The following is a 21,137-nucleotide window of genomic DNA, read 5'->3' as shown; positions in this document are numbered from 1 at the left end:
AGCTGGTCGTCCACCGCAGTCAGTCCTTCAGCTCCAGCACACCCGAGATCCCCGGACCCCGCGACGGCGTGCCGTCCAGCTCCGCGTCGTCGGCGATCCGGCCGTCGAAGAAGCTGATCACCCGGTCCGCGGCGCTCGCCAGCCGGGCGTCATGGGTGACGAGCAGGATGGTCTGGCCCCGCTGGTGGAAGCGGGAGAGCAGCCGCATCACCTCGCGGGTGCCCTTGCTGTCGAGGCTGCCCGCGGGCTCGTCGGCGAGCAGCAGCGGCGGATGGTTCACCAGGGCCCGGGCCAGCGCGACCCGCTGCTGCTCGCCACCGGACAGCTCGCCCGGCATGCTGCGCTCCTTGCCCTCCAGACCCAGCTCGGCCAGCAGCTCCTGCCGCTCGGACCGCGCCTGCCGGGGCGACCGGCCGGCGAGCAGCGCGGGCAGTTCGACGTTGTCCGAGACCGACAGGTTGGACACCAGGTTGAAGAACTGGAAGACGATCCCGATGCGCTTTCTGCGCTCCACGGCCCAGCGCGCCTCGGTGTAGGAGTCGGTGCACTCGCCGTCCAGCCAGATGCTGCCGCGGTCCGGCCGCTGCAGGCCGCCCAGCAGGTGCAGCAGCGTCGACTTCCCGGCGCCGGACGGGCCGGTGACGGCCACGAACTCGCCTCGGGTCACGCGCAGGTCGACGCCGCGCACCGCGTGCGCCGGCGCACCCTCGCCGTAGTGGGTCTTGACGAGCCCCTCGGCCCGCAGCAGAGGAGCGGGGCTGTGGCTCACTCCGGCTCCTCCAGTTCCTCCTGGCACCGCTCCAGCCAGTCGAGGTCGGCCTGCAGATGCAGCATCGCGCCCTCGATCAGCAGGTGGGCGATCCGGTTGTCGCGGTCTTCGGCGGCGGCCAGTTTCGACAGGTTGCGCATGGTGTTGAGGTACTGGCGCCGCTGCTTGTTGATCAGGGTGATCTGGTCGGCGAGACCGGTCCGCGGGGCGAGGGCGAGCTTCATGAAGAACTCGTCGCGTACCCGGGGCTCGTCGGCCGTCTCCTCGAACCAGGCGCGCAGCGCCTCCCGCCCGGCGTCGGTGAGGTGGTAGATCTTCTTGTTGGGCCGGCTGGACTGCTCGACCTCCTCGCCCTCGATCAGTCCGGACTTCTCGAGGCGGCCGAGGGTGACGTAGATCTGGCCGACGTTGGGCTGAGGGTACGCGGAGCCCAGCAGTTGCTCAAGGTCCTGCTTGAGCTCGTAGCCGTGGGCCGGGCCGCGCGAGAGGAGAGCCAGGAGAGCCAGGCGCACTCGTGCTGTCCTCCTCGCGTCCTCGTCATGTGCTCCAGGCCCTAGTATCGCCCATACCTAACGGGTATACATGGCCCTGACTTCGGGCGAGGGTGCCCGGTGCCGGTGTACAGGGAGGAACCTATGCGGTGGACGCGCGCCGCCGGTAGGGGCCTTCTCGTCCTTGCTGTGGTCATGACCGGTTATATGGCCTCGGGCGCCCGTGCCGACGAGGGGGCCGTGCACGGCCGGGGCCCGCTCACCCTGGCGACCGCGGGCGACCTCACCGGCTACCTCGGCCCGCTGCTGGAGGGCTGGAACCGCACCCATCCCGGCGAGCGGGTCACCCTCGTCGAACTGCCGGACTCCGCCGACGAGACCCATGCGCAGATGACCACCGATCTCCGGGGCGGGGACCGCGGCCGCTTCGACGTCCTCAACATCGATGTCGCCTGGACCTCCGAGTTCGCGGCGGCCGGCTGGATACGGCCGCTGCCCCGCGACCGCTTCCCGCTGCAGAGCTTCCTGCCGCCGGTCGTGGGCACGGCGACCTACGACGGCCGGCTGTACGCGGTGCCGTATGTGACCAACGCCGGTCTGCTGCTCTACCGCAAGGACATCCTCGCCGAGGAGGGCGTGCGGCCCCCGCGCACCTGGGCCGAACTGGAGCGCGACGCGAAGACGATCGCCCCCAAGTACGGACTCGGCGGCTACGCGGGCCAGTTCCTGCCGTACGAGGGCCTCACCGTCAACGCGGCGGAGGCGGTGTACTCGGCGGGCGGCACCATCCTCGGCGACGAGGGCGAGCGCGTCACGGTGAACTCGGCGGCGGCCCGCGAGGGCATCGGGTTCCTCGCCCGGGGCGTGCGCGAGGGCTGGATACCCAAGGCGGCGCTGACGTACAAGGAGGAGGAGTCCAAGCAGGCGTTCCAGGACGGCCGTCTGCTCTTCCTGCGCAACTGGCCCTACGCGTACGTCGTCGCCTCCGCCAGGGGATCCGCGGTCGCCGGCAAGATCGGCGCCGTGCCGCTGCCGGGCCCGAGCGGCCCGGGGACCAGCGTTCTGGGCGGCTCCAACCTGGCGGTCAACACCCATGCGCGGCACCCCGATTCGGCCGCGCGGCTGATCGCGTACCTCACCAGCGAGCGCGTCCAGCGCCAGGTGCTCACCCGCGGCGCGCTGCCTCCCGTGCGGGCCGCGCTGTACGACGATCCCGAGCTGGTGCGGGAGTTCCCGTACCTGCCGACCCTGCGTGCGAGCGTCCTCGCGGCCGCCCCGCGTCCGAAGAGCCCGCGCTACGACCAGGTCAGCCTGGCGGTGCAGGCGGTCATGCACGACGCGCTCACCGGGCACGAGACGCCCGAGTCGGCGGTACGGCGGCTGGCGCGCGAGCTTGCGTCGATCTCTCACCGCTAGCTTCACCGACCCCTCTTCCGATCCCTCTTCCCTAGTTACGTGTTAGGTAACGAGGACATCTCTCTTCGGTGTGAAGCGCCCTGATGTGTCCGCATATGGAAGGCCAACTGTCCGGTAGTTTACCGCTTTTCATTGACACCTCGATATCACGCCTACCTAACATGCATGCATAACCGTAAGCACGCACAGACAGGTCGACGGGGTGAGTCTCAAGCGCATCCACACCCACCGCTGGTGGCGCGACGCAGTGATCTACCAGGTGTACGTCCGCAGCTTCCTGGACAGCACCGGCGACGGCATCGGTGATCTGTCCGGCGTCCGGGCCGGACTGCCCTACCTCAAGAAGCTCGGCGTCGACGGGATCTGGCTGAGCCCCTTCTACCCCTCGCCGCAGCACGACCACGGCTACGACGTGGCCGACTACTGCGACGTCGACCCGGTCTTCGGCGACCTCGCCGAGTTCGACCTGCTGATGGCGGCCGCCCGGCGGCTCGGCATCAGGGTGCTGCTCGACATCGTCCCCAACCACTGCTCCCACGAGCACCCGTGGTTCCGCGAAGCCCTCGCCGCCGTTCCCGGCAGCCCCGCCCGGGCCCGGTTCCACTTCGTCGACGGCCGAGGCCCGGACGGCGCCGAGCCGCCCAACAACTGGCACGCCATGTTCGGCGGGCCGGCCTGGACCCGGGTCACCGAGGCGGACGGCCGCCCGGGCCAGTGGTACCTGCACATGTTCACGCCCGAGCAGCCGGACTGGAACTGGCGCACCCCCGAGGTCGCCGCCCACTTCGACCATGTGCTCCGCTTCTGGCTCGACCGGGGCGTCGACGGCTTCCGCATCGATGTCGCCGCCGGCCTCTTCAAGCACCCCGCGCTGCCGGACTCCCCGGACCCCGAGGCCGACGCCCGCACCCGCGACTCGGTCAACCCGCTCGCCTGGAACCAGCCCGAGGTGCACGACGTGTGGCGGCACTGGCGGGCGGTGTGCGAGGAGTACACGGCGCGCGACGGCCGCGAGCGCCTGCTGGTCGGCGAGGTCTCCGTGCCGACCGCCCGTGAGCACGCGTGCTACGTCCGGCCCGACGAACTCCACCAGGCGTTCTTCTTCGACCTGCTCAGCGCCCCCTGGAGCGCCGACGCCTTCCGCAAGGTCATCTCCGAGGCCATGCAGGACATAGCCGGCACGGGCTCGACGGTCACCTGGGTCCTCAACAACCACGACCAGGTCCGCACCGTCACCCGCTACGGCGAGCCCACGACCGGCGGCAGCGGCCTCGGCGCCGTCCGTGCCCGCGCCGCCGCGCTGCTGATGCTGGCGCTGCCCGGGGCCGCGTACATCTACCAGGGCGAGGAACTGGGCCTGCCCGAGGTCGTCGACCTGCCCGACGACGTCCTCACCGACCCGATCTTCCGCCGCACCGGCAGCCGCGCCCGCATCCGCGACGGCTGCCGGGTGCCGCTGCCGTGGTCGGGTACGGCCTCCCCGTTCGGCTTCACCTCCGGTGCCGAGGGCGCCAAGCCATGGCTGCCGCAGCCGGAGTGGTTCGCCGAGCACGCCACCGACCGCGCCCTGGCCGACACCCGCTCCTTCTGGCACCTCTACCGCGACGGCCTCCAACTGCGCGCCGCGCTTGAGCAGTTGGGAGAGGGCACGCTGCGCTGGCTGGAGACCCCGCCAGGTGTCCTCGCCTTCGTCCGCGGCGACGACCTCGTCTGCGCCGTCAACTTCACCACCGCGCCCACGCCCGCGCCGGTCTCCGGCACGCCCCTGCTGTCCAGCGGACCCTGCCCGCCCGGGGTGCTCCCCGGCTCCACGGCCGCCTGGTGGATCAGCGACGGCACCGGCCTCTGACCCCGTCACCTCCCTCCCCGTCACCTCCCCAACCCGAAGGGACATCAACGATGATGAGACGACGTACCACCCTGCTCACCGGCTGCACCGCCCTCGCCCTGGCGCTCGGGGCGACCGCCTGCGGCGGAAGCGGCCCGGTCTCCGCCGGCGGCGGGGACAAGGCGCTCAGCGGCCAGACGGTCACCGTGGCCGGTGTCTGGTCCGGCAGCGAGCAGAAGAACTTCCAGAAGGTGCTCGACGCCTTCTCCGAGAAGACCGGCGCCAAGACCCAGTTCGTCTCCACCGGTGACAACGTCTCCACCGTCGTCGGCAGCAAGATCGAGGGCGGCAACGCCCCGGACGTCGTGATGGTCCCGCAGGTCGGCGTGCTCCAGCAGTTCGCGAAGAAGGGCTGGCTCACGCCGCTGTCGCCAGCCACGCAAAAGACCGTGGACGCCGACTACGCGAGTGTGTGGAAGACGTACGGGAGCGTCGACGGCACCCTCTACGGCCTGTACTTCAAGGCCGCCCACAAGTCGACCGTCTGGTACAGCCCCGACGCCTTCACCCAGGCCGGCGTCAAGCCTCCGACGACGTACGACGACATGCTGAAGGCCGGGCACACGGTCTCCGACTCGGGCCTCGCCGCCTTCTCGGTCGCCGGGCAGGACGGCTGGACGCTCACCGACTGGTTCGAGAACGTCTACCTGTCCCAGGCCGGACCCGAGAAGTACGACGCCCTCGCCGCGCACAAGCTGAAGTGGACCGACGCGAGCGTGGTCAAGGCGCTCGGCACGCTCGGCAAGCTGTTCAAGGACAAGCAGCTGATCGCGGGCGGCCAGAAGGAGGCCCTCAACACCGACTTCCCCGGCTCCGTCGAGAAGGTCTTCGGGCCCAAGCCCGAGGCGGGCATGGTCTACGAGGGCGACTTCGTCGCCGGGGTCGCCCACGACCAGTTCGGGAAGAGCATCGGGAAGGACGCGAACTTCTTCCCGTTCCCCGCGGTCGACGGCGGCACCGCCCCCGTGGTCAGCGGCGGCGACGCGGCGGTCGTCCTCAAGGACGGCAAGAACGCCAAGGCCGGCATGAAGCTCCTGGAGTACCTGGCGACCCCCGAGGCCGCGGCCGTGTGGGCGAAGGCGGGCGGCTTCCTGTCCCCGAACAAGCACCTCGACCTCGCCTCCTACGGCGACGACGTCACCCGTGCGACCGCCAAGTCCCTCGTCGCGGCGGGCGACTCGGTCCGCTTCGACATGTCCGACCAGGCTCCGGCGGCCTTCGGCGGCACCAAGGGCGCGGGCGAGTGGAAGCTGCTGCAGGACTTCCTGCGCGACCCGTCCGACCCGACGGCGACCGCGGCGAAGCTGGAGGCCGCGGCGGCCAAGGCGTACCAGGGCTGACCTGCCGTGACCGCCACCACGCTCGTGAAAGAGGCGAGCCCCCCACCCGTCGCAGGCGCCGCCCGCGCGCGGCGCCTGCGACGGCGCGGGCGGTTGATCGCCCTGCTGTTCGTCTTCCCCGCGCTGCTCCTGCTCGGGGCCCTCGTCGTCTACCCGGTGCTGTTCTCGATCGGCCGCAGTTTCTTCGACGCGTCCGGCACCCGCTTCGTGGGCGGCGACAACTACACGGAGATGTTCCGTGACCCGACGACGCTCAAGGCCATCCGCAACACCACCATCTGGGTGGTCGTCGCTCCGGCGCTGCTGACGGGGCTGGGCCTGATCCTGGCCGTCCTGGTGGAGAAGGTCCGCTGGGCCACGGCGTTCAAGCTGCTGCTGTTCATGCCGATGGCGGTGTCCTTCCTCGCCGCCGGCATCATCTTCCGGCTCGCCTACGACGAGGACCCGAACAAGGGCGTGCTCAACGCCGCCGTGGTCTTTGTCCACGACGCCTTCAGCGGCACCTCGTCGTATCCGACCGCGCGGGCCCGCGACGGCCAGGGCCTCGCCAAGGCCGGGGACGGCTCGTACCGGACGAGCGCGACCGTGTCGCCGGGGGACTCGGTGGCCCTCGGGCTCGTCGGGGTGCTGCCCGAGGACCTGCCCGCGGGCGCCGAGCCCGCCTACACGGCGGCCGGACGCAAAGCCGCCGCCGGCGAACTGCGCGGTGTCGTCTACCTGGACTTCGCGCCCGGCGGGGGAGGGCGGCAGGGGAAGGTCGACCGGCGGGAGAGCGGACTGCCGGGGATGAAGGTCGAGGCGGTCCGCGACGGGCACACCGCGGCGCGGACGACGACCGCGTCCGACGGCTCCTTCCGCTTCGAGGGACTGGGCTCCGGGGCGTACACGGTGAACCTCCCGGCGTCGAACTTCGCGCCGCCCTACCAGGGCATCTCCTGGCTCGGGCCGACGCTGGTCACCCCGGCCATCATCGGGGCGTACCTGTGGATCTGGACCGGCTTCGCGATGGTGCTCATCGGTGCCGGACTGTCCACCCTGCCGCGGGACGCCCTGGAAGCGGCACGGATGGACGGCGCCAACGAGTGGCAGATCTTCCGGCGGATCACCGTGCCGCTGCTGGCGCCCGTGCTGACCGTGGTGTTCGTGACCCTGGTGATCAATGTGATGAAGGTCTTCGACCTCGTCTACATCATCGCGCCCGGCCCGGTGCAGGAGGACGCCACCGTGCTCGCCACGCAGATGTGGCTGGTGTCCTTCGGCGGCGGGAACAACCAAGGGCTCGGCAGCGCCCTCGGCGTGCTGCTCCTGCTGCTGGTGATCCCCGCCATGGCCTTCAACGTCCGCCGTTTCCGAAGGAGTCAGCGATGAACGCGGTCAGGCGCGGTCTGGGCAACGGGCTGGTGCAGGCATTCCTCGTGGTGATCGGCCTGGTCTGGCTCACACCGCTGGCGGGGCTGTTCCTGTCGTCGCTGCGGTCCACCCAGGACACCGCCAAGGGCGGTTGGTGGACGGCGCTGGCCAGCCCCGGGCAGTTGTCCTTCGACAACTACTCGGCGCTGCTGAAGAACGCGGGGATCACCCAGGCGTTCTGGAACACCGTGCTGATCTCGGTGCCCGCCACGGTGCTCGTCGTCGTCATCGCGGCGCTCGCCGGATACGCCTTCGCGTGGCTGGACTTCCCGGCGCGCGAGCCGGTCTTCCTGCTGGTGGTGGCCCTGCTGGTGGTGCCCGTGCAGATCGGGCTGCTGCCGGTCGCCAAACTCTTCGGACAGCTCGGGCTGTTCGGCACGATCCCCGGTGTCGTGCTGTTCCACGTGGCGTACGGCCTGCCCTTCGCCGTCTTCCTGCTGCGCAACTACTTCGCCGAGATGCCGCGGGAGATGCTGGAGGCGGCGCGGATGGACGGCGGGAGCGAGTGGCGCATCTTCACCCGGCTCGTGCTGCCCGTGGGACGGCCCGCCATCGCCAGCCTCGCCATCTTCCAGTTCCTGTGGGTCTGGAACGACATGCTGGTGGCGCTGCTGTTCGCCGACGGCTCCTCGCAGCCGCTGACCGTGGAACTGCAGTCCCAGATCAGGCAGTTCGGCAGCAACATCGATGTGCTGGCCCCCGGGGCGTTCCTGTCGCTGATCGTGCCGGTGGTGGTGTTCTTCGCGTTCCAGCGGCACTTCGTGCAGGGGGTCATGGCGGGATCGGTGAAGTAGGGGCGTGTGCCACGGGCGCTCCCCGGGCGCCGGCCGGGCCGAGCACTCAGCCCGTCCGGCGCCGGAGGACGAGGCCGTTCAGGCCGATGCCGGCGGGTACAGCGAGCGGGGCAGCCGGGAGGCCGCCGCCGCGTCCAGGAGCCACAGGGTGCGCGAGCGGCCGTACGCTCCCGCCGCCGGGGCCTGGATCTCGCCCGCACCGGACAGCGCGATCGCCGCGGCCTGCGCCTTGTCCTCGCCGGCCGCCAGCAGCCACACCTCCCGGGCTGACCTGATCGCCGGCAGCGTCAGGGTGATCCGGGTCGGCGGCGGCTTCGGCGCGCCGTGCACGCCCACCACCGTCCGCTCGGTCTCCCGCACCGCCGGCAGCTCCGGGAAGAGCGAGGCCACATGCGTGTCGGGGCCGACACCCAGCATCAGGACGTCGAAGGCCGGTACGGAGCCGTGGTTCTCGGGCCCCGCGGCCCGGGCCAGCTCCGCCGCGTACGCCTCGGCCGCCGTCTCCACGTCGGCGCCGTACGGGCCGTCCGACGCGGGCATGGCGTGCACGCGCTTCGGGTCCAGCGGCACCGAGTCGAGCAGCGCCTCGCGGGCCTGGGTGACATTGCGTTCCGGGTCGCCCTCCGGCAGGAAACGCTCGTCGCCCCACCACAGGTCGAGCCGGCCCCAGTCGACGGCGTCCCGGGCGGGCGCGGCGGCGAGCGCGGCGAGCAGCCCGTTGCCGTTGCGGCCGCCGGTGAGCACGACCGAGGCGTAGCCGCGCGACGCCTGCGCGTCCACGACCTTCGTGATCAGGCGGGCCGCCGCGGCCTGGGCCATCAGCTCCTTGTCGCGGTGCACCACCAGCTGGGGCGTACTCACGGCGCGGCCGCCTCCCCCTGGGACGAGGGCTCCCGTGCCGGTGCCCCGGCCGCCGCCGCGGCTGGCCCTTCGGCCGCGTCCGCGGTGGGCGCCTCGGCCGGCACCGTCTCCCCGGTCGCCGCGGCGGCCGGTTCCGGGCCCGTGCGCAGCCGGTCCACGCCGTACCGCAGCGCCGACGCGTAGGTGTCGTCCGGGTCGAGCCTGCGCAGCTCCTCCGCCATCAGCTCGGCCGTGTCGCGTCGCTTGAGCGCCACCGCACGGTCGGGCTGCCCCTGGACGGAGAGCGTGGCGAGCGACCCGTCGGCCCGGTCCAGGACGATCGGGCCGCAGCTGGTGCCCATCCGGACGGCGGTGAGGCCGGGGCCGGCGGAGAGGGCGCGCCTGACGGGGACGTGCAGCCGGTCCGCGAGCCACATGGCCAGCAGCTCACAGCTCGGGTTGAACTCCTCGCCCTCCACCTCGACCTCCTCCACCTCGCAGGTGACCTGGTCGAGCGCCGCGGCCAGCATGGAGCGCCAGGGCGTGATGCGGGTCCACGACAGGTCCGTGTCGCCGGGCGTGTAGGTGTCGGCGCGGGCGCCGAGCTCCCGTACCGGAGACTCGGCCGCGTAGGTGTCGGTGACCCGGCGCTGTGCGAGGGCCCCGAGCGGGTCGTTGGCCGGGTCGAGCGGCGCGTTCACCGGCCACCAGGCGACCACCGGGGCGTCCGGCAGCAGCAGCGGCAGCACCACCGACTGGGCATGGTCCACGACCTCGCCGTACAGCCGCAGCACCACCGTCTCGCCGGTACCCGCGTCGGCACCCACCCGCACCTCGGCGTCCAGCCGCGAGGATGTGCGGTCGCGGGGGGAGCGCGAGACGCGCCTGATGACCACGAGGGTGCGCGAGGGATGCTCGCGCGAGGCGTCGTTGGCGGCCTTCAGGGCGTCGTAGGCGTTCTCCTCGTCGGTGACGATGACGAGGGTGAGCACCATGCCGACGGCGGGCGTGCCGATGGCGCGGCGTCCCTGGACCAGCGCCTTGTTGATCTTGCTGGCCGTGGTGTCCGTGAGGTCGATCTTCATGGCCGGCGCCAGCTCCGTCCGTCTCGCTGAAGCATCTCGTCCGCCTCGACGGGCCCCCACGTTCCGGCCGGGTACCGCGCGGGCCTGCCGTGCGTGTCCCAGTACTCCTCGATCGGGTCGAGGATCTTCCAGGACAGCTCGACCTCCTCGGTGCGCGGGAAGAGGTTCGAGTCCCCCAGCAGCACGTCCAGGATCAGCCGCTCGTACGCCTCCGGGCTGGACTCCGTGAAGGACTCGCCGTAGGCGAAGTCCATGGACACGTCCCGGATCTCCATGGAGGTCCCCGGCACCTTGGAGCCGAAGCGGACGGTGACGCCCTCGTCGGGCTGGACGCGGATGACGACCGCGTTCTGGCCCAGCTCCTCGGTGGCGGTGGTATCGAAGGGGGAGTGCGGGGCGCGCTGGAAGACCACCGCGATCTCCGTCACCCGCCGCCCCAGCCGCTTGCCGGTGCGCAGGTAGAACGGGACGCCCGCCCAGCGGCGGTTGTCGATCCCGAGCCTGATCGCGGCGTAGGTGTCGGTCTTCGACGCAGGGTCGATGCCCTCCTCCTGGAGGTAGCCGACCGCCTTCTCGCCGCCCTGCCAGCCGGCCGTGTACTGAGCGAACACGGTGTCCCGCCCGAGGTCCTTGGGCAGCCGGACGGCCCCGAGCACCTTGGTCTTCTCGGCGGCCAGGGCGTCCGCGCCGAAGGAGGCGGGCTCCTCCATGGCGGTGAGGGCGAGCAGCTGCAGGAGGTGGTTCTGGATGACGTCTCGGGCGGCGCCGATGCCGTCGTAGTAGCCGGCGCGGCCGCCGATGCCGATGTCCTCCGCCATGGTGATCTGCACATGGTCGACGAACGACCGGTTCCAGATCGGCTCGAACATCGTGTTGGCGAAGCGCAGCGCCAGGATGTTCTGGACGGTCTCCTTGCCCAGGTAGTGGTCGATGCGGAAGACCTGGTCCGGGGCGAAGACCTCGTGGACGATGGCGTTGAGCTCCTCGGCCGACCTCAGGTCGTGGCCGAACGGCTTCTCGATCACCGCGCGCCGCCAGGACCCGCCGGTCTGGTCGGCCAGGCCGTGCTTCTTCAGCTGCTGGATGACCATCGGGAAGGACCTGGGCGGCACGGAGAGGTAGAAGGCGAAGTTGCCCCCGGTGCCCTGCGCCTTGTCCAGCTCCTCGATGGTGGCGCGCAGCCGCTCGAACGCGTCGTCGTCGTCGAAGGTGCCCTGGACGAAGCGCATGCCCTGGATGAGCTGCTGCCAGACCTCCTCGCGGAAGGGCGTACGAGCGTGCTGCTTGACGGCGTCGTGGACCTCCTGGGCGAAGTCCTCGTCCTGCCACTCGCGGCGGGCGAAGCCGACGAGCGAGAAGCCCGGGGGCAGCAGACCGCGGTTGGCCAGGTCGTACACGGCAGGCATCAGCTTTTTACGTGACAAATCGCCCGTAACGCCGAAGATGACCAGGCCCGACGGCCCCGCGATGCGCGGGAGCCGCCGGTCCGCGGCGTCACGAAGCGGATTCGCTTCGTGTACGGATGTCAAGATGTCAGCCCTCCGAGGGGGCGAGGCGCTCGAGTACCGCCTCGGTCGACTTGAGCAGGTCGTTCCAGGACGCCTCGAACTTCTCGACGCCCTCGACCTCCAGGAGCCGGACCACGTCGTCGTACGGGATCCCGAGCTTCTCGACGGCGTCCAGATCGGCGCGCGCCTGCTCGTAGGTGCCGGCGATGGTGTCGCCGGTGATCTCGCCGTGGTCCTCGGTGGCCACCAGGGTGGCCTCCGGCATGGTGTTCACCGTGTTCGGCGCCACCAGCTCGTCCACATACAGGGTGTCCTTGTACGCCTTGTCCTTGACGCCGGTGGAGGCCCACAGCGGACGCTGCCTGTTGGCCTGCGCCCTTTCGAGGGCGTGCCAGCGGTCGCTGCCGAACGCCTCCTCGTACGCCTGGTAGGCGAGCCGCGCGTTGGCGACCGCCGCCCTGCCGCGCAGCGCCTTGGCCTCCGGCGTGCCCAGCGCGTCGATCCGCTTGTCGATCTCGGTGTCCACGCGGGACACGAAGAACGACGCCACCGAGTGGATCGCGGACAGATCCAGGCCGCGCTCCTTCGCCCTCTCCAGCCCGGTCATGTACGCGTCCATGACCTCGCGGTAGCGCTCCAGCGAGAAGATCAGGGTGACGTTGACGCTGATGCCGTTGGCGATGGTCTCGGTGATCGCAGGCAGGCCCGCCTTGGTGGCCGGGATCTTGATGAGCGTGTTCGGACGGTCGACCAGCCAGGCCAGCTGCCTGGCCTCGGCGACCGTGGCCCGGGCGTTGTGCGCCAGACGCGGATCGACCTCGATCGACACCCGGCCGTCCCGGCCCTGCGTGGCGTCGAACACCGGACGCAGGATGTCGGCGGCGTCCCGGACGTCCGCCGTCGTGATCATGCGCACCGCCTCTTCGACGGTGACCTTGCGGGCGGCGAGGTCGGCGAGCTGCTGCTCGTACCCTCCCCCACTCTCGGCTTCGCTCGAGCGGGGGGACCCCCATCCGGCCGAGATCGCCTTCTGGAAGATCGTCGGGTTGGTGGTGACGCCCACGACGTGCTGCTGGTCGATCAGCTCGGCGAGGTTTCCGGACGTGATCCGCCTGCGGGACAGGTCGTCCAGCCAGATCGCGACGCCTGCTTCGGAGAGGCGCTTCAGTGCGTCTGTCATGGAAATTGCATCTCCTACGTCTCGTATATCAGCGTCAGCGCTGGGCCGCGGCGATGGATTCCCGGGCGGCGGCCGCGACGTTCTCGGCGGTGAAACCGAACTCGCGGAAGAGGACCTTGCCGTCCGCCGAGGCCCCGAAGTGCTCCAGGGACACGATGCGGCCGGCGTCCCCGACGTACTTGTGCCAGGTGAGACCGATCCCGGCCTCGACCGCCACCCGCGCCTTCACCGACGGCGGCAGGACGCTGTCCCGGTACCCCTGGTCCTGCTCCTCGAACCACTCCACGGACGGCATCGACACCACCCGCGTCGGGACCCCCTCCGCCTGGAGCCGCTCGCGCGCCTCGACGGCGATGTGCACCTCGGAACCGGTGGCGACCAGGATCACCTGCGGCTCGGCGCCCTGCCCGTCGGCCCCCTCGGCCTCGGCCATCACATAACCGCCGCGCACCGTGTCCTCGTTGGGCTCGTACGTCGGCACGCCCTGACGGGTCAGCGCGAGACCGTGCGGGGCGCCCTTGCCCCACTCCTTGGTGTGGCGCTTGAGGATCTCGCGCCAGGCGATGGCGGTCTCGTTGGCGTCGGCGGGGCGGACGATGTTCAGGCCGGGGATGGCGCGCAGCGAGGCGAGGTGCTCGACGGGCTGGTGGGTGGGGCCGTCCTCGCCCAGGCCGATGGAGTCGTGGGTCCACACGTACGTCACCGGCAGGTGCATCAGTGCGGACAGGCGGACGGCGTTGCGCATGTAGTCGGAGAACACGAGGAAGGTGCCGCCGTAGACGCGGGTGTTGCCGTGCAGGGCGATGCCGTTCATCTCCGCGGCCATGGCGTGCTCGCGGATGCCGAAGTGGATGGTGCGGCCGTAGGGGTCGGCCTCCGGCAGCGGGTTGCCCCCGGGCAGGAAGGAGCTGGTCTTGTCGATGGTGGTGTTGTTCGAGCCGGCCAGGTCCGCCGAGCCGCCCCACAGCTCGGGGATGACCGCGCCCAGCGCCTGCAGCACCTTGCCCGACGCGGCCCGCGTGGCGACGCCCTTGCCCGCCTCGAAGACCGGAAGCTTCTCCTCCCAGCCGGTGGGCAGCTCGCCCTTGCCGATGCGGTCGAACTCGGCGGCGCGCTCCGGATGGCTGCCCCGCCACTCCTGGAACGACTTCTCCCACTCGGCCCTGGCCTGACGGCCGCGCTCCAGCGCCTTGCGGGTGTGGCCGATGACCTCGTCGGAGACCTCGAAGGTCTTGTCCGGGTCGAAGCCGAGGACGCGCTTGGTGGCCGCGACCTCCTCCTCGCCCAGGGCCGAGCCGTGCGCGGCCTCGGTGTTCTGCGCGTTCGGGGCGGGCCAGGCGATGATCGAGCGCATCGCGATGAACGAGGGCCGGTCCGTGACCTCCCTGGCCTGCTGGATCGCGTTGTAGAGGGCGTGCGGGTCCAGGTCGCCGTCGGGCTTCGGCGCCACGCGCTGCACATGCCAGCCGTACGCCTCGTACCGCAGGGCCGTGTCCTCGGAGATCGCGGTCTCCGTGTCGCCCTCGATCGAGATGTGGTTGTCGTCCCACAGCAGGATCAGGTTGCCGAGCTTCTGGTGACCGGCCAGCGAGGACGCCTCGGCGGAGATGCCCTCCTGGAGGCAGCCGTCACCGGCGATGCAGTAGACGAAGTGGTCGAAGGGGGACTCGCCCTGCGGGGCCTCCGGGTCGAACAGGCCGCGCTCGTAGCGGGCGGCCATGGCCATGCCCACCGCGTTGGCGACGCCCTGGCCCAGCGGGCCGGTCGTCGTCTCCACGCCCACCGTGTGGCCGTACTCGGGGTGGCCCGGCGTCTTGGAACCCCAGGTCCTGAAGGCCTTCAGATCATCGAGCTCCAGACCGAAGCCGGCCAGGTAGAGCTGGGTGTAGAGGGTCAGGGACGAGTGGCCGGCGGACAGCACGAAGCGGTCACGCCCCACCCAGCCGGCGTCGGCCGGGTCGTGGCGCATCACCTTCTGGAAGAGGGTGTAGGCGGCCGGAGCCAGGCTCATCGCCGTACCCGGATGGCCGTTGCCGACCTTCTGTACGGCATCGGCGGCCAGGACGCGGGCGGTGTCGACGGCCCGCTGGTCCAATTCGGTCCACTCGAGGTCTGTGGTGGTCGGCTTGGTGCTCACCCTGGGTCAGGGCTCCTCTCCACATGTCGTATGCCGGTGCACTGGGCGCCCACCGGCCGCTGACGAGCCTACCCCCGTAGGTACGTGCGTCTTTTCGAGTCGCGCCAGACTTCCGGGAGTCGCCCCGATCCCGCTTCCCGACCGCCTGATCACCGTTCGGCAACTGAATACGGAGCCGGTCATCCGAGTGCTCAATCGAGCCGTGCGCGGCTCTGCGCACGCCCCCGCGTGGGCCCGTGTGCCACCGTGTGACGCCGTACCCGGCGGCATGCCGCCCCCGGGGCGCGTGACCGTGCGCCGCACCCTCCGCCGGCGCTCCGCCCTCCGCCCTCCGGCGGACGGCACCCGGTGACGAGGGCCGCCAACACGACCCACCCCCACGAAGGGCGGGCTGTGGGCAACGTCTAGAGTTGCCCGGGTACGCGCGAGTCTTTACCCCGGGTTCACAGACGGGGGGCTCGCTGGGATGTCTCTGTCAGGGGTGTACGTGACGGCCGTCGAATCCCGTCCGCCGGGAGTGCTCGCGACGAGCAGCAGCCGGGGCCAGCGGCCGTTTGGGGCCCGTGCCAAGGCGTTCGTTGCGCTGACCAAGCCGCGGATCATCGAACTGCTGCTGATCACCACCGTCCCGGTGATGTTCCTCGCCCAGCAGGGCGTGCCGAGCCTCCGGCTGGTGCTGCTCACCTGTCTCGGCGGCTACCTCTCCGCGGGTGGTGCCAACGCGCTGAACATGTACATCGACCGCGACATCGACGCCGTCATGGAGCGCACCTCGCAGCGTCCGCTGGTCACCGGAATGGTCAGCCCCGGGGAGTGCCTGGTCTTCGGCATCTCGCTGGCGGTCGTCTCGACACTGCTGTTCGGTTTCACCGTCAACTGGCTGTCCGCGTGGCTGTCGCTCGGGGCGTTCCTCTTCTACGTCGTCGTCTACACGATGATCCTCAAACGGCGTACGGCGCAGAACATCGTGTGGGGCGGCATCGCCGGCTGCATGCCGGTCCTCATCGGCTGGTCCGCCGTGACGAACTCCCTGTCGTGGGCGCCGGTCATCCTCTTCCTCGTCATCTTCTTCTGGACGCCGCCGCACTACTGGCCGCTGTCCATGAAGGTCAAGGACGACTACGCGCGCGCGGGCGTGCCGATGCTGCCCGTCATCGCCTCCAACAAGGTGGTGGCCCGCCAGATCGTCGTCTACAGCTGGGTCATGGTCGCGGTCTCGCTGCTGCTCACCCCGCTCGGCTACACGGGCTGGTTCTACACGGCGGTCGCGCTGGCGGTCGGCGGCTGGTGGCTGTGGGAGGCGCACGCGCTGCAGCACCGGGCGAGGGCCGGGGTGACGGGCGCGAAGCTGAAGGAGATGCGGCTGTTCCACTGGAGCATCACCTATGTCTCGCTGCTGTTCGTCGCGGTGGCGGTGGACCCCTTCCTGCGCTGAGCGCCGAGCTGGGCACCGAGGGGCGGGAGGGTGGTCAAGGCCACGCACCCTGCCCGTCGCCGTGGCGTCTACCCGTCGGTAGCATCCTGACCATGGCAGACACCAAGCAGGTTGACGAGGGCGCGGACGCCCGGCAGGCCGCCGGGGACGAGCGCAGGGCCGCCCGGCTCGCCAAGGAGATCAACGCCTTCGCCAAGGCGCACGGCGGCGCCGAGGGACAGGTGGCGTACATCGGCCAGCGGGGCGCCCGGATCGTGCTCGTCGGCGAGGACGGCGGCTGGGGCGACCTCGTCGCACCTACGTACGCGATCGCCGAGAAGGCGGTACGGAAGGCGGGCATCACCGTCCACGAGGCGTTCGACGGCGAGTTCGCGGCCAAGGTGAAGACCGGCCCGTACGAGTGGACGCGCATGGCCGGGATCCAGGTGAGCGGCCGCCGGGGCGCCTGAGCCCGCGGCGGTGCGGGGCCGGTCCGGCGCCCCGCTCACAGGCACCGTGCGGCAGGAGCAACACCTCACGCCCGGTTCACCCGTTAGGACGTGAAGAGACACGGTCCAGTCGCGGGGAGTCCGGATGATCGAAACGCCGTCCCTGGTGGACCAGTACTGCCACGGCGTGCTGCGCACCGAGTTGGGCCTCGGCACGTTCGAGGCCCACCTCGCCCGTACCGAGGGCCCGCCGGCCGCCGGCACCACCCTCTTCGACACCCAGACGGGTTTCGCCGTGCGCCGCTGGTGTCCGCCCCTGCTCGGCCTGGAGCCGCACTGCCCGCCCGCCCGCTATCTCGCCCGGCGCCGCGAGCTCGGCGTCCTGGAGGCCGGGCGCAGACTCCTGCGCGGCAGCGGCATCACCACGTACCTCGTCGACACCGGGCTGCCCGGCGATCTCACCGGTCCAGGCGAGATGGCCTCGGCCGGGGACGCCGAGGCCCACGAGATCGTCCGCCTGGAGCTGCTCGCCGAACAGGTGGCCGACACCTCCGGGACGGTGGAGTCGTTCCTCGCCAATCTCGCCGAGTCGGTCCACGGGGCGGCGGCGCACGCGGTGGCGTTCACCTCGCTGGCGGGGGTACGGCACGGGCTGGCCCTCGCGCCGGAGCCGCCGGGGCCGGGGGAGGTGCGGGGCGCGGCCGGCCGCTGGCTCGCGGACCGCCCGGTGGGCGGCGCGCTGTCGGACCCGGTGCTGCTGCGCCATCTGCTGTGGAGCGCGGTGGCCTCGGGACGGCCCATCCAGCTCCACGCCGGGCTCGGCGAGCCGGGGCTGCGGATCGACCGCACCGACCCGGTCCTGCTCACCGACTTCGTACGCGCCACCGCCGGTCTCGGCACGGATCTCGTCCTGCTGCACGGTTATCCGTACCACCGGCACGCCGCGCATCTGGCCGGGGTCTTCCCGCATGTGTACGCGGACCTCGGCGCGGCGCTCGCCCGCACGGGCGCCCGGGCCGCGGCCGTCGTGGCCGAGATCCTGGAACTGGCCCCCTTCGGCAAGATCCTCTTCTCCAGCGGCGCGCACGGCCTGCCCGAACTCCATGTGATCGGCGCCCGCCTGTTCCGCGAGGCGCTCTCGCGGGTGCTCGGAACCTGGGCCGCCGAGGGCGCCTGGTCCCTGGAGGACGCGCAGCGCGTTGCGGACATGATCGCCGCGGGGAACGCACGGCGGGTCTACGGACTGGAGTGACCGTGTGGGGGCGCCGCCCCGGCGTGCCGCATCCGCCGGCGACCGCGTCTCCCGCGTACCGCAGCCGATCCCCGCGAACCGTGCCCGCCGGCGGGCCTTAGGCGCCGGGAGCCGTGCCGGGAGCCGTGCCCGCCGGCGGGCCCGCCCTGCGGTGTGCCGCGTGCCGCGCTCGTCGGGGGCGCGGCACGGTGCCGCCCGCCGGGCCGCCCGGCAGCGGGCGGTACGGCGGGCGGCACCGTGGCGGCAGCGGGCGGTACGGCGTCACGGGGCCGGTCTCAGGCCGCGGAGAGCGCCGACTCGGCCGCGGGACCCGGGCTGTCCGGTGCGCCCGGCGCCTCCTCGGGGCGCTCGCGCAGCGACAGCAGCACCCGGAGCACCCATATCCACATCAGCCCCGAGCCGAACATGTGGACGCCGACCAGGATCTCCGGCAGGTGCGTGAAGAACTGGACGTAGCCGATGACGCCCTGGCCCAGGAGGATCAGGAACAGCTCACGGGTGCGGTGCAGCGGGCCCGCGGGCGCGTCGACCGCCTTGAGCACGAACCACAGCGCGAAGGTCAGCGTCACCACGATCCAGGCGAGCACGGCGTGCAGCTTGGCGACGGTCTCCCAGTCGACCGGCATGCGCTCGACGTCGCTGGAATCGCCCGCGTGCGGGCCCGCGCCGGTGACCACGGTGCCGACCACGAGCAGCAGCGTGGAGGCGGCGACCAGGAACCACACCAGTTGCTGCACGGCCTTGCCGACCAGGGGACGCGGCGCCGTGTCACCCTCCCGCGCGCGCTGCCACATGAGGGTGGCCACCGTGATGAGCGCGGAGGTGAGCAGGAAGTGGGCGGCGACGGTGTACGGGTTGAGGCCGACGAGGACCACGATGCCGCCGAGGACCGCGTTGCCCATGACGATCCAGAACTGCGCCCAGCCGAGCCGGGTGAGACTGCGCCGCCACGGCTTCTGCGCGCGTGCGGCGATGATCGCCCAGCCGACCGCCGCGCACAGCACGTACGTCAGCAGGCGGTTGCCGAACTCGATGACGCCGTGCACGCCCATGGCGCTGGTCGTGGCCAGCGAGTCGGCGGTGCACCGGGGCCAGGTCGGGCAGCCGAGCCCGGAGCCCGTGAGGCGCACGGCACCACCGGTGGCGACGAGGACCACCGACATGACGAGCGCGGACAGTGCCGCCCGCCGGACCGTCCGGGGCTGCGGGGTCCAGCGTGCGGCGATGGAGGTGAGCGGGTTGCGCACGGCGGCCAGGGCGCCGGCGCGGTTCACGTTTGGCACGCCTCTCATGGTAGGGGGCCGCTTGTGCATGGTTTCACGAGGGGGCCGGACCGAGAGCGATGTCTCACTCCCAGCGGAAGAACTTCCCGGCCGCGGCCAGTCCCACCACGGCCCACACCGCGAGGATCCCCAGGTCCCCCCAGGGCGTCCCGGCCCCGTGCTGCAGGACGCCCCGCAGGCCGTCGGAGAGCGCGGAGATCGGCAGCAGACCGAGGACGTGCTGGGCGCCGGAGGGGAACTTGTCCAGCGGGACGACCACCCCGCCGCCCACGAGCAGCAGCAGGAAGACCAGGTTGCCCGCCGCCAGCGTGGCCTCCGCCTTCAGGGTGCCCGCCATCAGCAGTCCGAGCCCGGAGAAGGCCGCCGTGCCGAGCACCAGCAGAAGCAGGACGGAGAGCGGATCGCCGTGCGGGGACCAGCCCAGCGCGAAGGCGATCACGGTCAGCAGGACCACCTGGAAGACCTCGGTCACGAGGACGGAGGCCGTCTTGGCGGCCATCAGGCCCCAGCGGGGGAGCGGGGAGGCGGCGAGCCGCTTCAGCACCCCGTACCGGCGCTCGAAACCGGTCGCGATGGCCTGGCCGGTGAACGCGGTCGACATCACCGCGAGCGCGAGGACGCCGGGGGTGAGGAAGTCGACGGCCTTGCCGGCCCCGGTGTCGACGATGTCGACGGAACTGAAGAGGACCAGCAGCAGCGTCGGGATGACGACCGTGAGCAGCAACTGCTCGCCGTTGCGGAGCAGCATCTTGGTCTCGAGCGCGGCCTGCGCCGCGATCATGCGCGGGAGCGGCGCGGCGCCGGGCTTCGGCGTGTACGTACCGGCGGTGGTCACGAACGCAGCTCCTTGCCCGTGAGTTCCAGGAACACATCCTCGAGGGTGTGTCGTTCGACGGAGATCCTGTCCGGCATCACCCCGTGCTGGGCGCACCAGGAGGTGACCGTCGCGAGCAGTTGCGGGTCGACCTTGCCTTCGACGCGGTACGCGCCCGGCGCCGGCTCCGCGGCCGTGCAGTCCGCCGGGAGCGCCTTCAGCAGGGACCCCACGTCGAGGCCCGGCCGGCCCGTGAAGCGCAGTGTGTTCTCGGCGCCGCCGCGGCACAGCTCCTCCGGGGAGCCCTGCGCGATGACCCGGCCCGCGTCGATGATCGCCACGTCGTCGGCGAGCTGCTCGGCCTCGTCCATGTAGTGGGTGGTCAGGATCACGGACACGCCGTCGGCGCGCAGATCGCGCACCAGGTCCCAGGTGGCCCGGCGGGCCTGGGGATCGAGGCCGGCGGTCGGCTCGTCCAGGAAGACCAGCTCCGGGCGGCCGACGACGGCCATGGCGAGGGCGAGCCGCTGCTGCTGCCCGCCCGACAGCCGCCGGTACGGGGTGCGCCCGCAGCCGCCGAGCCCCATCCGCTCGATGAGCGCGTCCACGTCGAGCGGATGCGCGTGCAGTCTGGCGACGTGGCGCAGCATCTCCTCCGCGCGGGCGCCGGAGTAGACGCCGCCGGACTGGAGCATGACGCCGATCCGGGGGCGCAGCGCGGCCGCGTCCCGCACGGGGTCGAGGCCCAGGACGCGCACCGTGCCGGAGTCGGGCTTCCGGTATCCCTCGCAGGTCTCGACCGTGGTGGTCTTGCCCGCGCCGTTGGGGCCGAGCACGGCGGTGACACCCGCCGCGGCCACCAGGTCGAGGCCGTGCACCGCGGTCTTCGTGCCGTACCGCTTCACCAGGGCCTGCACCTGGACGACCGGCTCACTTCGCATGGGTCCAGAGTCTAGGTACGGCGACCGGGTGCCGGACGCGGGGGTCCGGAAACCACCCGTCGTCCGGCCGGTACGACACCGGCCACCGGTCCGCGCGCCCCCCGTCCGCCGCCGTGGGCGGCGGTG

The 21,137-nt window shown here is 71.6% G+C and carries 18 protein-coding genes; 8 read left to right on the top strand and 10 right to left on the bottom strand.

Annotated elements, in window-relative coordinates; all coding sequences use genetic code 11:
• Positions 1-19: 19 nt before the first annotated feature.
• Together ACZ79I_RS08915 and ACZ79I_RS08910 are read right to left on the bottom strand one after the other, a co-directional pair.
• Positions 20-769 carry an ABC transporter ATP-binding protein gene (locus tag ACZ79I_RS08915; RefSeq protein WP_471495807.1) on the bottom strand — a complete coding sequence of 250 codons (750 nt, stop codon included), beginning with the start codon at positions 767-769 and terminating at the stop codon, positions 20-22.
• Positions 766-1,281, bottom strand: a complete 516-nt coding sequence (locus tag ACZ79I_RS08910; protein ID WP_471495805.1) for a PadR family transcriptional regulator — start codon at positions 1,279-1,281, stop codon at positions 766-768. Before ACZ79I_RS08910 ends, ACZ79I_RS08915 begins: the two co-directional genes overlap by 4 nt.
• Before the next feature lie 123 nt (positions 1,282-1,404).
• Here ACZ79I_RS08910 and ACZ79I_RS08905 point away from each other — a divergent pair, with 123 nt between their 5' ends.
• From ACZ79I_RS08905 to ACZ79I_RS08885, 5 genes are all read left to right on the top strand, one after another.
• Positions 1,405-2,676 carry an ABC transporter substrate-binding protein gene (locus ACZ79I_RS08905; protein ID WP_471495803.1) on the top strand — a complete coding sequence of 424 codons (1,272 nt, stop codon included), beginning with the start codon at positions 1,405-1,407 and terminating at the stop codon, positions 2,674-2,676.
• A 217-nt stretch (positions 2,677-2,893) separates the two neighbouring features.
• Entirely contained in the window at positions 2,894-4,525 is a 1,632-nt protein-coding gene (locus ACZ79I_RS08900) for a glycoside hydrolase family 13 protein (protein ID WP_471504834.1), read from the top strand.
• A 50-nt stretch (positions 4,526-4,575) separates the two neighbouring features.
• The gene (locus ACZ79I_RS08895; protein ID WP_471495801.1) at positions 4,576-5,904 is read left to right on the top strand and encodes an ABC transporter substrate-binding protein; all 1,329 of its coding nucleotides are present in this window, start codon (positions 4,576-4,578) and stop codon (positions 5,902-5,904) included.
• Between the two features lie 6 nt (positions 5,905-5,910).
• Positions 5,911-7,272, top strand: a complete 1,362-nt coding sequence (locus ACZ79I_RS08890) for an ABC transporter permease (RefSeq protein WP_471495799.1) — start codon at positions 5,911-5,913, stop codon at positions 7,270-7,272.
• Positions 7,269-8,108: a carbohydrate ABC transporter permease gene (locus ACZ79I_RS08885; RefSeq protein WP_471495798.1), complete on the top strand. Its 840-nt coding sequence runs from the start codon at positions 7,269-7,271 to the stop codon at positions 8,106-8,108. The genes ACZ79I_RS08890 and ACZ79I_RS08885 overlap by 4 nt, the downstream gene beginning before the upstream one ends.
• A gap of 78 nt (positions 8,109-8,186) precedes the next feature.
• On the opposite strand, the gene pgl is transcribed toward ACZ79I_RS08885, so the two are convergent.
• Genes pgl through tkt form a run of 5 tightly spaced genes read right to left on the bottom strand, consistent with a single transcriptional unit; the run spans position 8,187 to position 14,858 of the window.
• Positions 8,187-8,969 carry a 6-phosphogluconolactonase gene (gene pgl, locus ACZ79I_RS08880; protein ID WP_471495796.1) on the bottom strand — a complete coding sequence of 261 codons (783 nt, stop codon included), beginning with the start codon at positions 8,967-8,969 and terminating at the stop codon, positions 8,187-8,189.
• Positions 8,966-10,033, bottom strand: a complete 1,068-nt coding sequence (gene opcA, locus ACZ79I_RS08875) for a glucose-6-phosphate dehydrogenase assembly protein OpcA (protein ID WP_471495794.1) — start codon at positions 10,031-10,033, stop codon at positions 8,966-8,968. The genes pgl and opcA overlap by 4 nt, the downstream gene beginning before the upstream one ends.
• Positions 10,030-11,562, bottom strand: a complete 1,533-nt coding sequence (gene zwf / locus ACZ79I_RS08870; protein WP_471495792.1) for a glucose-6-phosphate dehydrogenase — start codon at positions 11,560-11,562, stop codon at positions 10,030-10,032. Before zwf ends, opcA begins: the two co-directional genes overlap by 4 nt.
• 4 nt (positions 11,563-11,566) lie before the next feature.
• A complete protein-coding gene (tal, locus tag ACZ79I_RS08865) occupies positions 11,567-12,721 on the bottom strand; it encodes a transaldolase (RefSeq protein WP_471495790.1) in 1,155 nt (384 codons plus the stop codon).
• A 34-nt stretch (positions 12,722-12,755) separates the two neighbouring features.
• Positions 12,756-14,858 (bottom strand): transketolase, encoded by a 2,103-nt coding sequence (gene tkt, locus ACZ79I_RS08860; RefSeq protein WP_471495788.1) that lies wholly within the window; start codon positions 14,856-14,858, stop codon positions 12,756-12,758.
• Between the two features lie 481 nt (positions 14,859-15,339).
• On the opposite strand from tkt, the gene ACZ79I_RS08855 reads away from it, so the two are divergent.
• The 3 genes from ACZ79I_RS08855 to ACZ79I_RS08845 all read left to right on the top strand — a co-directional run bounded on the left by ACZ79I_RS08855 (position 15,340) and on the right by ACZ79I_RS08845 (position 17,973).
• Positions 15,340-16,293: a heme o synthase gene (locus tag ACZ79I_RS08855; RefSeq protein ID WP_471504832.1), complete on the top strand. Its 954-nt coding sequence runs from the start codon at positions 15,340-15,342 to the stop codon at positions 16,291-16,293.
• Positions 16,294-16,385: 92 nt separating this feature from the next.
• Positions 16,386-16,742, top strand: a complete 357-nt coding sequence (locus ACZ79I_RS08850) for a hypothetical protein (RefSeq protein WP_471495786.1) — start codon at positions 16,386-16,388, stop codon at positions 16,740-16,742.
• A 124-nt stretch (positions 16,743-16,866) separates the two neighbouring features.
• Entirely contained in the window at positions 16,867-17,973 is a 1,107-nt protein-coding gene (locus ACZ79I_RS08845; protein ID WP_471495785.1) for an amidohydrolase family protein, read from the top strand.
• 275 nt (positions 17,974-18,248) lie between these two features.
• Here the strand turns inward: ACZ79I_RS08845 and ACZ79I_RS08840 are convergent, their stop codons facing one another.
• The 3 genes from ACZ79I_RS08840 to ACZ79I_RS08830 are packed head-to-tail and all read right to left on the bottom strand — an operon-like array spanning position 18,249 to position 21,011.
• Entirely contained in the window at positions 18,249-19,265 is a 1,017-nt protein-coding gene (locus ACZ79I_RS08840; RefSeq protein WP_471495783.1) for a COX15/CtaA family protein, read from the bottom strand.
• 55 nt (positions 19,266-19,320) lie between these two features.
• Positions 19,321-20,037, bottom strand: a complete 717-nt coding sequence (locus ACZ79I_RS08835) for an ABC transporter permease (protein WP_471504830.1) — start codon at positions 20,035-20,037, stop codon at positions 19,321-19,323.
• Positions 20,038-20,087: 50 nt separating this feature from the next.
• Complete coding sequence (locus ACZ79I_RS08830; RefSeq protein ID WP_471495782.1) at positions 20,088-21,011, bottom strand: ABC transporter ATP-binding protein; 924 nt, start codon at positions 21,009-21,011, stop codon at positions 20,088-20,090.
• Positions 21,012-21,137 lie beyond the last annotated feature (126 nt).

It is taken from the genome of Streptomyces sp. PSU-S4-23 (assembly GCF_055632315.1).
This window is presented reverse-complemented; position numbering and strand designations above follow the sequence as displayed.

Bases quoted from the DNA above. Each gene is read 5' to 3' on its own strand.
- ACZ79I_RS08905 (WP_471495803.1), top strand. From the start codon at position 1,405: ATGCGGTGGACGCGCGCCGCCGGTAGGGGCCTTCTCGTCCTTGCTGTG.
- ACZ79I_RS08845 (WP_471495785.1), top strand. From the start codon at position 16,867: ATGATCGAAACGCCGTCCCTGGTGGACCAGTACTGCCACGGCGTGCTG.
- ACZ79I_RS08830 (WP_471495782.1), bottom strand. From the start codon at position 21,011: ATGCGAAGTGAGCCGGTCGTCCAGGTGCAGGCCCTGGTGAAGCGGTAC.
- tal (WP_471495790.1), bottom strand. From the start codon at position 12,721: ATGACAGACGCACTGAAGCGCCTCTCCGAAGCAGGCGTCGCGATCTGG.
- opcA (WP_471495794.1), bottom strand. From the start codon at position 10,033: ATGAAGATCGACCTCACGGACACCACGGCCAGCAAGATCAACAAGGCG.
- ACZ79I_RS08835 (WP_471504830.1), bottom strand. From the start codon at position 20,037: ATGATCGCGGCGCAGGCCGCGCTCGAGACCAAGATGCTGCTCCGCAAC.
- ACZ79I_RS08850 (WP_471495786.1), top strand. From the start codon at position 16,386: ATGGCAGACACCAAGCAGGTTGACGAGGGCGCGGACGCCCGGCAGGCC.
- ACZ79I_RS08895 (WP_471495801.1), top strand. From the start codon at position 4,576: ATGATGAGACGACGTACCACCCTGCTCACCGGCTGCACCGCCCTCGCC.
- ACZ79I_RS08885 (WP_471495798.1), top strand. From the start codon at position 7,269: ATGAACGCGGTCAGGCGCGGTCTGGGCAACGGGCTGGTGCAGGCATTC.
- ACZ79I_RS08840 (WP_471495783.1), bottom strand. From the start codon at position 19,265: ATGAGAGGCGTGCCAAACGTGAACCGCGCCGGCGCCCTGGCCGCCGTG.